At 67.9% G+C, this 12,251-nt stretch carries 12 protein-coding genes; 5 read left to right on the plus strand and 7 right to left on the minus strand.

Annotated elements, in window-relative coordinates; translation table 11 throughout:
* Together ACMX2H_RS18210 and ACMX2H_RS18215 are read left to right on the plus strand one after the other, a co-directional pair.
* Nucleotides 1-1,366: aldehyde dehydrogenase family protein (locus ACMX2H_RS18210; RefSeq protein WP_414962584.1), on the plus strand; the 1,366-nt coding region annotated here is incomplete at its 5' end.
* Nucleotides 1,367-1,417: 51 nt separating this feature from the next.
* The gene (locus ACMX2H_RS18215) at nucleotides 1,418-1,726 is read left to right on the plus strand and encodes a hypothetical protein (protein WP_414962586.1); all 309 of its coding nucleotides are present in this window, start codon (nucleotides 1,418-1,420) and stop codon (nucleotides 1,724-1,726) included.
* A gap of 83 nt (nucleotides 1,727-1,809) precedes the next feature.
* Here ACMX2H_RS18215 and ACMX2H_RS18220 read toward each other — a convergent pair whose 3' ends face one another.
* Nucleotides 1,810-2,697, minus strand: coding sequence for a tryptophan-rich sensory protein (locus tag ACMX2H_RS18220; protein ID WP_414962588.1), 888 nt, complete (start codon nucleotides 2,695-2,697; stop codon nucleotides 1,810-1,812).
* Nucleotides 2,694-3,344, minus strand: coding sequence for a DedA family protein (locus ACMX2H_RS18225; RefSeq protein ID WP_414962590.1), 651 nt, complete (start codon nucleotides 3,342-3,344; stop codon nucleotides 2,694-2,696). The genes ACMX2H_RS18220 and ACMX2H_RS18225 overlap by 4 nt, the downstream gene beginning before the upstream one ends.
* A gap of 46 nt (nucleotides 3,345-3,390) precedes the next feature.
* On the opposite strand from ACMX2H_RS18225, the gene ACMX2H_RS18230 reads away from it, so the two are divergent.
* Complete coding sequence (locus ACMX2H_RS18230; protein WP_414962592.1) at nucleotides 3,391-3,909, plus strand: O-acetyl-ADP-ribose deacetylase; 519 nt, start codon at nucleotides 3,391-3,393, stop codon at nucleotides 3,907-3,909.
* 53 nt (nucleotides 3,910-3,962) lie between these two features.
* Here ACMX2H_RS18230 and ACMX2H_RS18235 read toward each other — a convergent pair whose 3' ends face one another.
* A complete protein-coding gene (locus tag ACMX2H_RS18235) occupies nucleotides 3,963-4,706 on the minus strand; it encodes an MBL fold metallo-hydrolase (protein WP_414962594.1) in 744 nt (247 codons plus the stop codon).
* A gap of 411 nt (nucleotides 4,707-5,117) precedes the next feature.
* Between ACMX2H_RS18235 and ACMX2H_RS18240 the strand changes: the two genes are divergently transcribed.
* Both ACMX2H_RS18240 and ACMX2H_RS18245 read left to right on the plus strand, forming a co-directional pair.
* Nucleotides 5,118-5,519 carry a hypothetical protein gene (locus ACMX2H_RS18240; protein ID WP_414962596.1) on the plus strand — a complete coding sequence of 134 codons (402 nt, stop codon included), beginning with the start codon at nucleotides 5,118-5,120 and terminating at the stop codon, nucleotides 5,517-5,519.
* Nucleotides 5,520-5,747: 228 nt separating this feature from the next.
* Nucleotides 5,748-6,227, plus strand: a complete 480-nt coding sequence (locus ACMX2H_RS18245; RefSeq protein ID WP_414962598.1) for a DUF4383 domain-containing protein — start codon at nucleotides 5,748-5,750, stop codon at nucleotides 6,225-6,227.
* Nucleotides 6,228-6,241: 14 nt separating this feature from the next.
* Here ACMX2H_RS18245 and ACMX2H_RS18250 read toward each other — a convergent pair whose 3' ends face one another.
* The 4 genes from ACMX2H_RS18250 to ACMX2H_RS18265 form a co-directional block, all read right to left on the minus strand.
* Complete coding sequence (locus tag ACMX2H_RS18250; protein WP_414962604.1) at nucleotides 6,242-7,186, minus strand: RluA family pseudouridine synthase; 945 nt, start codon at nucleotides 7,184-7,186, stop codon at nucleotides 6,242-6,244.
* 67 nt (nucleotides 7,187-7,253) lie between these two features.
* Nucleotides 7,254-9,206: a DUF6541 family protein gene (locus tag ACMX2H_RS18255; RefSeq protein ID WP_414962600.1), complete on the minus strand. Its 1,953-nt coding sequence runs from the start codon at nucleotides 9,204-9,206 to the stop codon at nucleotides 7,254-7,256.
* 94 nt (nucleotides 9,207-9,300) lie between these two features.
* The gene (locus ACMX2H_RS18260) at nucleotides 9,301-10,089 is read right to left on the minus strand and encodes an Fpg/Nei family DNA glycosylase (RefSeq protein WP_414962602.1); all 789 of its coding nucleotides are present in this window, start codon (nucleotides 10,087-10,089) and stop codon (nucleotides 9,301-9,303) included.
* Nucleotides 10,082-12,251, minus strand: a 2,170-nt coding sequence (locus ACMX2H_RS18265; RefSeq protein ID WP_462677838.1) for an Lhr family ATP-dependent helicase, incomplete at its 5' end; no start/stop codon positions are given. The genes ACMX2H_RS18260 and ACMX2H_RS18265, both read right to left, overlap by 8 nt.

The following is a 12,251-nucleotide window of genomic DNA, read 5'->3' on the forward strand; positions in this document are numbered from 1 at the left end:
GGCCACCGGACAGGTCTGGGGATCAGTGCCGGACGGAACAGCCGAGGACGTCGACGCCGCGGTGGCCGCCGCCCGGCGGGCCTTCGACGCCGGCACCTGGCCGAAGCTGGCACCCTCGGAGCGCGCGGCGTACCTGTTGCGGATCGCGGACGAGGTGGAGAAGCGCGCCGAGGCGTTGTCCCTGACCAACACCCGTGAAAACGGCTCGCCGGTCTCCGAATCCTCCGGCGCCGCCGCCAACGCGGCCGGCATCTTCCGCTACTTCGCCACGCTCGCGGAATACCTCGAGCGCGAGGACGTCCGCCCGTTCCCGCGTGGCGGCGGCGAATCGGTAGTGCGCCGCGACCCGGTCGGGGTGTGCGGGCTGATTGCACCCTGGAACTTTCCGATCAACCTGATGGTGATCAAGCTGGCGCCCGCGCTGCTGGCCGGCTGCACCGTGGTGATGAAGCCGGCCTCGCCCACCCCGCTGTCCTTCCGGCTGATCGTGGATGCCGTGGCCGCCGCTGGCGTGCCGTCCGGCGTGGTCAACCTGGTCACCGGGTCCGGGCGGCTCGGCGACACCTTGGTCAAGCACCCCGGCGTGGACAAGGTGGCGTTCACCGGCTCCACCCCGGTGGGCCGCAAGATCGCAGCTGCCTGCGGGGAACTGCTGCGGCCGGTCACGCTGGAGCTGGGCGGCAAGTCCAGCGCCGTGGTGCTCGAGGACGCCGACCTGGACGAAATGTCCAAGGTGCTGGTGCGCTCCTGCATGCGCAACACCGGTCAGACCTGTTATATCTCCACCCGCATTCTGGCCCCGGCGTCACGCTATGACCAGGTGGTGGACATGGTGACGGCGACCATCGCCGCCGGGGTACAGGGCGACCCGTTGGACCCGGCGACGGTCTTCGGACCGGCGGCCACCGAGTCCCAGTACCGGACCGTGCTGGACTACCTGGATTCCGCCCGGTCGGAAGGGGCCCGGGCCACCACCGGCGGACATGCCGCGCGGCTCGGCGGCGGACTGGAGGGCGGCTACTTCGTGCAGCCCACCGTCTTCGCCGATGTCACACCCCAGATGCGGATTTCCCGCGAAGAGGTCTTCGGGCCGGTCATCTCCGTGTTGAAATACACCGACGTGGACGACGCCGTGGCACTGGCGAACAACACCGAGTTCGGCCTCGGCGGCATCGTCTTTGGCCAAGACCAGGCCGCCGCGCTCGCGGTGGCCGACCGGATGGACACCGGCTCGGTGGGCCTCAACTTCTTCGCCTCCAACCACTCCGCCCCGTTCGGCGGCCGGCACGATTCCGGGCTGGGCACCGAGTACGGAATTGAGGGGCTCAACGCGTACCTGAGCTACAAGTCCATCCACCGCCGCTAGCGTGCGTCAGGCCCGGCGCGCTGCATCAGACGGCGCCGCTAAAGTTGAGGGATGCCGTCTTTCCGTGCCCAGCTGAACATCACTGGCCTGCGGCCCGGGAACCAGCCGGAGGCGGTGATGGAGGCTGCGGTGGCAGCCGTGGGAGCGGCGCACATCGTGGAAGCGAACCAGTTGGATGTGGTGGCCGGCGTCCCGCGGATTACCGTCCGGTTCACCGTGGACGCCAATGCCTATGCGGCCGAGAACCGCCAGGCCCTGCAGGCCGGGGCCAACATGCGGCACGCGGTGGAAGAAGTCGCCACCACGGCCAGGCTCGCGGTGTTGCGGCGCTCGCGCGGCAAATGGGCGCCTGTCGGCTGAGACCGTTCCGGGCCGCGTCCGCCCGCCGAACCCGGCCGTTCCGCGGAACCCGGCCGTCCGCCGTCGTCGGTTTCTCTAGTTGCTCAGTCCAGCGGTTCACCGCGCCGCAGCGCGCGGCGTTCGGCATGGCCCACCTGGAAATGCCGGGAAATGCCGCAGACCAGCACAAAGAACAGCCCAAAGCCGGCGGCCATCGCCACCGGAGCGGACTCCGGCTGGCCCAAAAAGCGGTCATAGGCCAGCCAGCCCAGCCCCCAGGCCAGTGCCAGGACCGTAGAGATCCGCCCGCGGCCGGTCATGGCCACCACCGCCCCGGCCAGCGACACAACCGCCACCGCGATGACAGCCCAGAGCTCGCCGCTCCAACCGAACCAGTCGATGCCCCGGATGGTCAGCCAGCTGCTGGCATTCAGAGCAGCCGCCAGCAGGACCCAGCCGGTGTAGAGGCCCAGCGGCCCGTCCACCAGCAGCGTGTCCACCCGGTAGGGCGAGGGGTAGCGCGTCAAACCGTCGACGATCCAGGCCAATGCGGCTACCAGCAGCAGAATCAGGACCAAGGTCAGGCCAACGTTGCCCGCCTGGGCAGCCAAAATCCACGCGGCGTTGAGCAGCATGGACGCTGCCACCACCCAGCCGATGCGGCGCTGCCGCTGTGAAGCACGCTCCACGGGCCACCATTGGAAGAGGGTGTAACCCAGCAGGCCCAGATAGATCACGGCCCAGATGCTGAACGCCCGCGGCTCCAATGCCAGCAGCGTGAAGTCGGGGGCAAAGGCACCGGAAGCGGCGTCTTTGATACCGGTCCCGCCCAGCAGGCCGGCGCCGCGCAGGCCCGCCAGCAGGCAGAGCAGCAGCGAGCCAGTCACGGCACATTGCCTGGCCAAGTCTGTCGCCAGCATGGTGCGGATGTTTCCGGCGACGGAGTTCGTGGTTGGGGCGACGGGCTGGGCTATGGCAGTTTCAGGTTTCACTCGGCTCCTAATTCGGGGACAGCGGTGGTGGCTGCCTCACGGACCGGGAGCGCGCCGCCGCGGCTGCTACTGCGCCGTCGGTAGCCGATCACCATGGCGATCATCGACCCCACCACAATGCCCACGAGTGTACCGATCAGGATGTTGACCCAGAAGGGGAACACGGATACCCGCCCGGCCACGAAGCCCAAGCCGACCATCCACGTGGCCCACAGCGCAGACCCGGCGGCCGAGGCCAGCAGGAACGGCTTGAACGGAACATCGGCCAGCCCGGAGGCCGCGACCGCCGCCGTCCGGCCGCCCGGAATGAAGCGGGCTGCCACCACGGCAGCGTAGGTGGAGGATTCACCGGCTTTGCTCAGCGCCAGCGTCACCGCCCGGTCGATCCTCCGGCCCCACCTGTAGCGGTTCAGCCAGGTGTTGATGCCGCGCTGAAAGAGCAGGAACAACAGCAGGTCACCGAGCCAGCTGCCCAGCATCACGGCCAGGAACACCAACGGCAGGATCAGTTCCCCGTTGGCCAGCAGCGTACCGCCCCCGATCACCATGACTTCCGACGGCGCGGCCGGCACCGCGGCGTCGAGAATCACCAGCAGCAGCGTCATGGGATAGTACACCCACTGCAGCGGCCCCTCGGGAATCTCCATTGGCCCAATCTATCGGGATTTGCGGCCCGGTGGCAGACTGGCAAACGTGGAGATCCGCATCCTCGAAGGCGACATCACCCAGCGTCAAGTGGACGCCATCGTTAACGCCGCCAATTCCAGCCTGCTGGGCGGCGGGGGCGTCGACGGCGCCATCCACGCGGCGGCGGGACCGCAACTGCTCGAAGCCTGCCGCCGGCTGCGCGCCAGCGAGTTGCCGGACGGCCTGCCGCCCGGCCGCGCTGCCGCCACGGAGGGGTACTTCCTGCCGGCCAAATGGGTGATCCACACGGTGGGGCCCAATCGACGTGCCGGCCAGACGGACCCGGAACTTTTGGCCGGTTGCTTCCGGGAATCGCTGCGTGTCGCCGACGAACTGCGCGCCGAGACACTGGCTTTCCCGGCGATCGGCGCCGGCGTGTACGGCTGGGAGGCGGAAACCGTTGCCCGCCGCGGCATCGGCCAGGTCCTGGAGTACGACGGCGGTGTGCAGGTGGTCGAATTCGTCCTGTTCTCTGCCGGGCTGGCAGAGACCTTCCGCCGGGTGCATGCTGAACTCGGCGGCTAACTCTGGTCCACGGTCTGCAGCCTGAAGAGATTTGAAGGGCGGTGCCCTGCCCATCAGGAGGGTCCGCGGTCTATGGCTTCCTGCACCGCTGAAGCAATGCCGCCGCGGAACGGCTCGCCGTGGCCGGGCAACACAACGCGTGCATCCGTCTGCGCCAAGGCCTGAAGCGAATCGAGCGCCTGCCGGGTGTCCGCCGTGGCCGCTGCAGCCACGATGTGCGGCCCGTGCGCCCCGGTATAGGGATCGAGCGTAACCAGCGCGTCGCCGCTGATCAGGGTGCCGTGCTCGGGGAAGTGCAGGGCGCAGTGGCCGGCCGTATGCCCGGGGGTGGGCACCACCACCGGTGAGCCGGGCAGCGATGCTGCCGCCGCGCCGTCGAGCGGCCGCAGATCCGATACCCCTTTGACAATGAGCGCACCGGCGGCGGTCATCCGGCCCAGGATGGGAATGCAGCGGGGATATTTAACCGGGTAGATCAGGCGGCTTTTCTCGTGCTTGTACCGGTACGGATGGGCGGCAATGTAGTAGTCGTCGGGGTGGCAATAGACCGGAACGTCGAGGTCATGCTGCACCCGGGCGGCGAACCCTAGATGGTCAAAATGCGCGTGGGTCAGCACCAGTGCCGTGATGTCGCGGGGCGAACGGCCCAGTTCCCGGATAGCTGCCACGGTCATCTTCCACATGGCCGGCAGGCCGGCGTCGACCAGCATGATCCGGTCGCCGTCTTCCACGATGTAGAGGTTTACATCGGCGTGGGCGACGCGGTGGATGTTATCGGCGATATTGCGGTGGAACATGTTGGGCCTTCCTGGAGCGGGCCGACCCGGCGGCACTGCGGCCGCAGGGGCGGGCCGTTACTCCTGACAACGTCTGCGGGGACCTCCGCGGTGGATTGGCCCGCCGTCTTTGCCGCCTGCTCATCGATCTGGGTTGGTCCCGCGTCCGGGCCGGGTGCAGTCCACGCTAGGCGGGGAGCATTCAATGAGCAACCGTATGACCAGTGGATCTGTCCGATTCCGTTGCAAAAAACTGACACGGTACACCGGCATTCGAGGCAGTAGGCGACTCTCACGGATGGATCCAACAAATGCCCCGATCGAGGGCCGCGGCAATGGGTGAGTGAAACATTTCGATCGGCATGCACAGTTTGCTTATGATTAAGGGAATGCGGCCGCAGGCCGGATATCAGGTTGGGGAGCTGCTTTCGTATGGGTATCGAGCCGGTTGGTTCGTCCAATGTTGAGACCATTCTGTGCAACGTGCGCTGTCGCTGGGATGACGAGCGGTTCCTGACGCTGACCATTGTCGAATTGCTGCCCCATCGGATCATTGCGCGCTTCCGCGGTGAGGATCCGCTGGTCCCCTGGCTGTTGGCCCGGGCAGAGATGACTGCAGCGGATGGCAGTGGCCGCACGTTTGCCCAGCTGTACGAGGTCTCCGGTGATCGGGACCTGGAAGACATTGTCAGCGTCGTGTTCGAAGGCGCACTTTCGCCTGCTGCTCGAACACTGGCGTTCTATGTCGAAGGCCGGCGGGAGCCGCTTGCCGTCATCACGTTGCCCCCGCTCGCCGGCACTGCGGCGCAGGGTACGGCCGTGGAACGGGGCTGAGTTGTCCACGCGAGTGGACTGAGTTGTCCCCGCGACGTTGTCCACGCGGCGGGGCTGGGTCGTCCCCGCGAGTGGCTGTGCCAGCCCGTTGATGTGCTGAGGGGCCCCCGTGGGAGCGGGAACTCTTAACTCCTAAGCAGCCTTATTGTATCGTTGGAGCTGTCAGGAGCCACATCTACCGACGTCGAAGGTGACTCTGGGCCGTCGGCGCCAGACGGGAAGATTGCCATGACTGCAGAACGCAACATCCAATCCCAACGCACCGGCAGGACTCCGGTTCAGCTAGCCGCACTGGTCTTCGGGATCGTCTTTTTGCTGGTCGGGGTCTTGGGATTCATTCCCGGGATCACCACGAACTACGACCAGCTGGCGGCCGCTGGCCACCAATCCGAGGCGATGCTGCTGGGCATTTTCCAGGTGTCCATCCTGCACAACATCGTCCATCTGTTGTTCGGCATAGCCGGGCTGGTGCTGGCCCGCAGCATCCCTGGCGCCCGGAACTACCTCATCTGGGGCGGCGTGATCTATCTGGTGCTCTGGCTCTACGGGCTGTTCATTGACCAGCAGAGCGCGGCCAACTTTGTCCCCCTGAACACGGCCGACACCTGGCTGCACTTCATCCTGGGTGTGGCCATGATTGCCTTGGGCCTGCTGCTCACGCGCCGGCGCGATACGAATGTGGGAGGAACGGCTACGGGCCGGGTCTAACTAGGCAGGCTTCCTTATCCTGAGGCGCCGCCGGCATCCACCACACCGGCGGCGCCGAGGGCTGCCCATTCGGACAGGTCCAGCCGACTGCGATATTCCACCGGATTCCCGCTGATCGGGTCGGTAAAGGAGATGCTGCGGGCCAACAGTTGCAGCGGCCGCTCGAAGTCGTCGGGGGCCTGGTCCAACAGCACCGGGTAGAACGGGTCGTGCAGGATGCCGATGCCCAGCGAGGCCAGGTGCACGCGCAATTGGTGGGTTTTTCCGGTATGCGGTTCCAGCTTGTAGCGGCCCGTCCCGCCGCGCTGTTCCAGCAGCTCGATCCGGGTCTCCGTGTTGGGTTCGCCGTCGACCACCTGGGCCAGCAGGTAGGTACGGGACTTGGTCATGCGGTTGCGCACCGTCTGCGGGAACTGGAGTTGCGGATCTACCGGCGCGATGGCTTCGTATTCCTTCTGCACCAGGCGCTTTTCGAACAACACTTGGTATTTCCCGCGGGTGGCGGGGTTGGTGGAGAAGAGCAACACTCCGGCGGTGAGGCGGTCGAGCCGGTGCATGGGAATCAGCTCCGGAATATCCAGTTGGCGGCGCAGCCGGACCAGCGCCGACTCCTGGATGTACGTGCCGCCGGGGGTGGTGGGCAGGAAGTGGGGCTTGTCCACCACCAGGATGTTCTCGTCCTGGTGCAGGATGTTGATCTCCACCGGCAGCCGCTTTTCGAAGGGCAAAGTGCGGTAGTACCAAATGAAGGTGTGGGCATCCAGCGGAGTCGTCCGGCTCAGCACGGCGCCGCCTTCGCCCACGATCTCGCCGCGGTCGAACCGGTCCATGATGCCGTCCGGATCCACATGGCCCCACCGGTGCAGCATGTAGTCCATTGCCGTCTCCCACGGGCCGTCGCCGGGCAGCCGCAAACGGGTGGCATTAACGCCGTCGCGCACCGGGAGCGGGGATTCCATCACCCATCAAGGGTACCGGCTGACCGCCAACCACAGGCCCGCACTGTTCCCGGACGGAGCCGGCTGGTTAGGGGCAGCCGGTGATCCGATAGAGCTTGGCGTCGCCCTCGGAGTCAACCAGTTCGAAACCGTTGGCCTCGGTCAGCTCCTGTAGGCCCGGCACCGAGGATGTTTCCCCGGGATGGACGGAGCGGTCGCCGAAGTCCAGCACGAACTGCACGTTTTGTGCCCTCACGGCGGGACAGACTGCCGGATCGGTCCGCATCTCGTCCAGTTTGTCCATGATGAGCTTGCCGTCCACGCTGGGGGACGTGGTTCCCGAGGGGACCAGGGTTGGACGGCCGGTATAGGCGTAGGACAGCGAGGCTCCGGTCAGCGGGTTGCCGGCGATCACCGCACCCTCGGGAACCCGGTCGGGAAGCCGCTTGATCAGGGCGAGCTCATCGGCGGTGAGCAATTGCGACCTGTCCGTAAACCGGTACTTGGCGGCGGCCTCAGAGATGCCGCGCTGTACCGCGAACAGCGGCACCACCGCCAAGCTGATGACCACCAGCACGCCGGTGGCGGCTGGACGGACCCAGGCGGGCTGCTTCTTCTCGCGGCGGGCCAGCGAGGCCCGGAAGAAGGAACGCGCCGTTCCGGCCAGCGCTACGCCGCCGATAGACGCAATCAGCAGTCCCGCCACCGGAAGCATGGCGCTGATCCGGAAAAAATCGTTGTACCAAATGCCGGCCACCCACCAGCGCAGCCCGGGCATCGCCTGCCAGTTGCCGATCACGTACAGGGCGGCGCCCACGGCATACATGCCTAACGCAAAGCGGTTCTTGCGCAGATTGAAGACGACGGCGGCGCCCACGATGGTCAAGATGGTGGCCAGGATGGAGATCGGCCGACTGAGCGGGGAATTCAGTACCACTTCGCCCAGGGCGGCCGCGGCGTTGCCCATGTTGTCCCAGTTGGTGCTGCTGCTGCGGGCAGGACGGAGGATGATCCAGAGCGCTACCAGGACCGCCAGAAAGGCGCCGGTGCCCACCCAGGCGCGCAGCCGCCGTCGTTGTTCCGTGGCACGCAGTGCCGGGTAGGCGGCCGCGACGACCGGCGGCACGGAAAGCGCCAACAGCCCCATAATCGTGGCCGGGTGGGACAGCGCCATGCCCGGCAACAGCCCGACCAGCAACAGCACGTTGCCTTCGGTGGACACCCGTGTGTGCACGCCCAAGCGGAGCAGCTGGAACACCACGCCCAAAGCGGCCGGAAGCATGGCAATGGAGAGCATGAACGGATAGACCACACCGAATTCCAGCAGCAGGTAGGGGAAGCTGCTGTAGGAGAGCGAGACCACCGCAGCCACCAGCAACGGCATGGTGCGCTCGCCGGTGATGCGGCTGACCATGAACAGGCAGCCGGTGCTCCAGATGCCGGTGATCAGTACCAGGTTGGTGACGTTGATGGCCACCGCCGGCTGCAGACCGGCAGTGATCATCACCAGCGAGACCACATCGTGCCAGCCTGCCGGGTAGAAAACACCCCGGTCGGTGGTGCCCAGGTAGCCCAGCGTCAGCGAGGAGGCGTTGCCGGAGTCGGAAATGTAGCGCAGCGCATTGAGATGGAAGATGTTGTCGTGCGACTGCGCGATGTTGTCCGGGGCACCGAAGATGAAGATCATCGCCGCGGCCAGCGGCACCGCCGACACTGCCCAGGCCAGCGCAACCGCGCGCCAGGGGGCCGGTACGTTCGGCTTTTCCGGATCCCGGTGCAGACGGTGGCCCAGCTTGCGGCGGAGCAGCCAAAGGACGGCGGCGACCAACACGGTGACCGCCAGCAGTTGCGGCCATGCCCACCGCAGGCCGATCAGGCGGCCCAGTTCGGCGGCGAGCACAATGGCGGTGACGCCAAACGGGCCAGCCAGTGCCACCAGGGACAGCCGGCGCAAGCCGAGCACGGCGCCCCACAGCAGGCCGGGTCCGAAGACGAGGACGATGGCGACCAGCACAGCCGGAATCGTCTGCAGCCAGCTCATGGGCCCCCTTCGTCTCTTGTCGTCACCATCTTACGGTTCGTACTGCCCGGCCTACGCCGGGAAGGGCCCGGCTGCGGTGCACAGGGGAGCGCAATCAGGAGGCAAGCGGCTGGCAGTGCGGGCAGAAGTAGACGTCTCGCTGGTCTGTTTCGGTATTGCCTTGCAGGTCGTGGGCTATCGGGGTCCCGCAGCGGGCGCACGGGCGGCGGGCCCGGCCGTAGACCCAGAACGATTCGCGGCGGGCGGGCGACCCGGTGGTGCTGCGGCTGCTGCGGTCCTTGTTGACCTCCAGCAGCTGCTTGGACTTCAACACCATGGCCGGGAGATCCGGCACCTGTCCCACCGGGGTGGACGGGTGCACCCGGGCGATGAAACAGACCTCGCAGCGGTAGACGTTGCCAATGCCGGCGAGGTTGCGCTGGTCCAGCAGGGCCAGTCCGATCGGACGGTCGGGCTCCTGGCGCAGTCGGCGCAGGGCCTCGTCAGCATCCCAGTCCGGCCCGAGCAGGTCCGGTCCCAGGTGGCCCACCAGTTTGTCCTCGTCCGTCCGCGCCACCACGTCCAGCTCGGCCAGCGCGAAGCCCACCGCCGTCGTCGTGCTGGTGGAGAGGATGAGGCGGGCCTGGAAAGCGGGCTTCCGCCAGCGCTCGTTGCGCTGGTAGATCTGCCAGCTGCCGTCCATTCCCAGATGTGAGTGCACGGTGAGCCCGCCGATCCGCATCAGCAGGTGCTTGCCCCGGGAGCGGACCTCGTCCACCGTCTGCCCGGACAGGTCCAGTGTGGCGTAGCGCGGCACCCTGAAGTCGCTGCCGGTGAGCTCCTGACCGGCCAGCGCCGCGTGTAGGCGCCGGGCGGCACGCCAGATCGTGTCCCCTTCAGGCACGGAACCTCAGTCCCCGCGGAGTGGAGTAGAAACCGGCATCCATCAGCGCACGGGCCAGCGGCGTGTCCAGGATGGGGCCGCCGTTGACCTTCTCCACCGCCATTTTGTCCGCTGCACCGCGCCGGATCACCTGCACCAAGGCCCGGCCGCAGAGTGCCAACGACTCCTCGTCCTCGGTAAACGCCAGCAGCGTCTTGCCGCCGCGTTCGGAATACAGGGCCAGCTCGCCGTCCACCAATACCACCAGGGCGCCTGCCTTGCGCCCCGGCCGGTGGCCGGACTCCTGCGCCGGCCAGGCGAGGGCCGCGCCGTAGGGATTGGCCGGATCGGTCGCGGCCAAGGCCACGGCGGTGGGCGCCTGCTCACCCAGCTGGGCGTCGCGGCTGAAGGAGCGCAGCCGGTCAACCGTGGGGGAGACGGCGAACTGGGCGGCCCCCAGATGCTCAATGAAGTAACCTCGGCGGCAGCGGCCGGTCTCCTCCAGCTTGCCCAGCACCTTGTACATCAGGCCGAAGCCGCCCGGCACCGATTCGGCGGCAACCGATCCGCGGGTGACCACGCCGTAGCGGTCCAGCAGCAGTTCGGCGGTGGCGTGAGCCCGCACGGTGGGATCGGCTTCCGGGGCCGGCAGCAGGGACCAGCGGCCGGCGGCATTCGGCGGTGCGGTCCGGGGCAGGCCGGCGCCGGAGCCCGGGCCGGCACCGGGACCCGGACGCAGGCCGGCCCCGCCCAATCCGTGCATCCGACCCATCCGCCCCAACCGCGCCGACCGCGCCCGAGGCGGTGCGTTGCGCTGCCGGTGTGCCGTGGTGCCGCCGGCCAGCAGCGTACGCACCGGGGCGAACGTGTCGTTGGTGATCCGCCCGGCCCAGAGCAGGTCCCACAGGGCGCCGACGACGGCGTCGTCCCCCGGTTGGGTGCCGTTGGCTGCCAGCAAGTCGGAGAGTTGCCGGAAGAAGTAGGCGCCGCCGTAGCCTCCGGCGCCGGAGAGTGCGTTCAGCAGTTCGTACTGCAGGACGCTGGGCTCGAAATCTGATGGTGGATTCAGCGTCAGCGGCGCGGTGTCGGCCAGATGGAGACTGATCCAGCCGTCGTTGCCGGGCATCGAGCCCGCGCCGGCGATCAGGATTTCGCCGGTGGCGGTGAGCTCGTCCAGCATGGACGGCGCGTAGTCGGACACGCGTGACGCCAGGATGAGCGGTTCCCACGCCGAGGCGGGAATGGGGACACCGGACAGCTGGTCCACTACCGTGACCACGCCGTCCAGTCCCCGCAGCTTGGCCCCGACATTCTGCCAGGCCGGGAGGAACCGCCCGTAGGTGGCAGGGTCCACCGGTTCGACTTCCCTGCGCAGCGCCGCCAGCGAGCGGCGGCGGATTTTGCGCAGCACCTCGACGTCACACCACTCGGTCTGGCGCTGGTCCGGAGCGAGGGCCGTAGCGCGCTGCCCGTCGACCATGGCTGCGTTGCCCGGGGCCCCGCCGTCCTCGGCATCCGGCGCACCGCCCGGGCGGAACTCGCCTTCCACCACGCGGCCGTCCTTGAGCAGGCGCTGCAACGCGGTATGGACGACGGCGGGGCCTAGCCCCAGCCGGCGGGCGCACTCGGTGGCGGTGAAGGGGCCGTGCGTGCGGGCGTAGCGGCTGACTAGGTCGCCCAGTGGGTCGGCCACGGGCTCGATGAAGGCCAGCGGCACTCCCACCGGCAACGGGACACCGAGGGCATCGCGGAGCCGGGCGGCGTCTTCCACTGCGGCCCAGCGTTCGACGCCGGCGACGCCCACCTTCAAAGCGCGGTTGGCCTTGGCCAATTCGGCGAGCAGAGGTTCAACGTGGGCGATGGCGGTGGCGTCGTCGGTGGTCGAAGGAGGCGCGCCAGCGCCGAGTAGAGACCCGGTCTCCGCGCGCTCGCTGGCGCTCGCTTGGTCGACGACCGGGGGGCCGGCGCTCGCTTGGTCGATCACCGGGGTGGTCTCGTCGGTGGTCGGCGGAGGCGCGCCAGCGCCGAGCAGAGACCCGACCACCGGGTTGGGGGGCTGGACGCGGGCGGCGATCTCCGCCGTCGTGAGCGGTCCCAGCAGGCGCAGCAGGTCAGCGATACCTTCCGCGCCCTTGACCTTGCGGTCCTCGGTGAGCCGCTGCAGTTCCAGCTCGGTCTGGGCG

Origin of the sequence: Arthrobacter sulfonylureivorans (assembly GCF_047607445.1) — a bacterium.
Lineage (GTDB): Bacteria > Actinomycetota > Actinomycetes > Actinomycetales > Micrococcaceae > Crystallibacter > Crystallibacter sulfonylureivorans_A.

Excerpts from the sequence above, each read along its gene's own strand:
- ACMX2H_RS18215 (WP_414962586.1), top strand. The coding sequence starts at position 1,418 with ATGCCGTCTTTCCGTGCCCAGCTGAACATCACTGGCCTGCGGCCCGGG.
- ACMX2H_RS18225 (WP_414962590.1), bottom strand. The coding sequence starts at position 3,344 with ATGGAGATTCCCGAGGGGCCGCTGCAGTGGGTGTACTATCCCATGACG.
- ACMX2H_RS18235 (WP_414962594.1), bottom strand. The coding sequence starts at position 4,706 with ATGTTCCACCGCAATATCGCCGATAACATCCACCGCGTCGCCCACGCC.
- ACMX2H_RS18240 (WP_414962596.1), top strand. The coding sequence starts at position 5,118 with ATGGGTATCGAGCCGGTTGGTTCGTCCAATGTTGAGACCATTCTGTGC.
- ACMX2H_RS18245 (WP_414962598.1), top strand. The coding sequence starts at position 5,748 with ATGACTGCAGAACGCAACATCCAATCCCAACGCACCGGCAGGACTCCG.
- ACMX2H_RS18250 (WP_414962604.1), bottom strand. The coding sequence starts at position 7,186 with ATGGAATCCCCGCTCCCGGTGCGCGACGGCGTTAATGCCACCCGTTTG.
- ACMX2H_RS18255 (WP_414962600.1), bottom strand. The coding sequence starts at position 9,206 with ATGAGCTGGCTGCAGACGATTCCGGCTGTGCTGGTCGCCATCGTCCTC.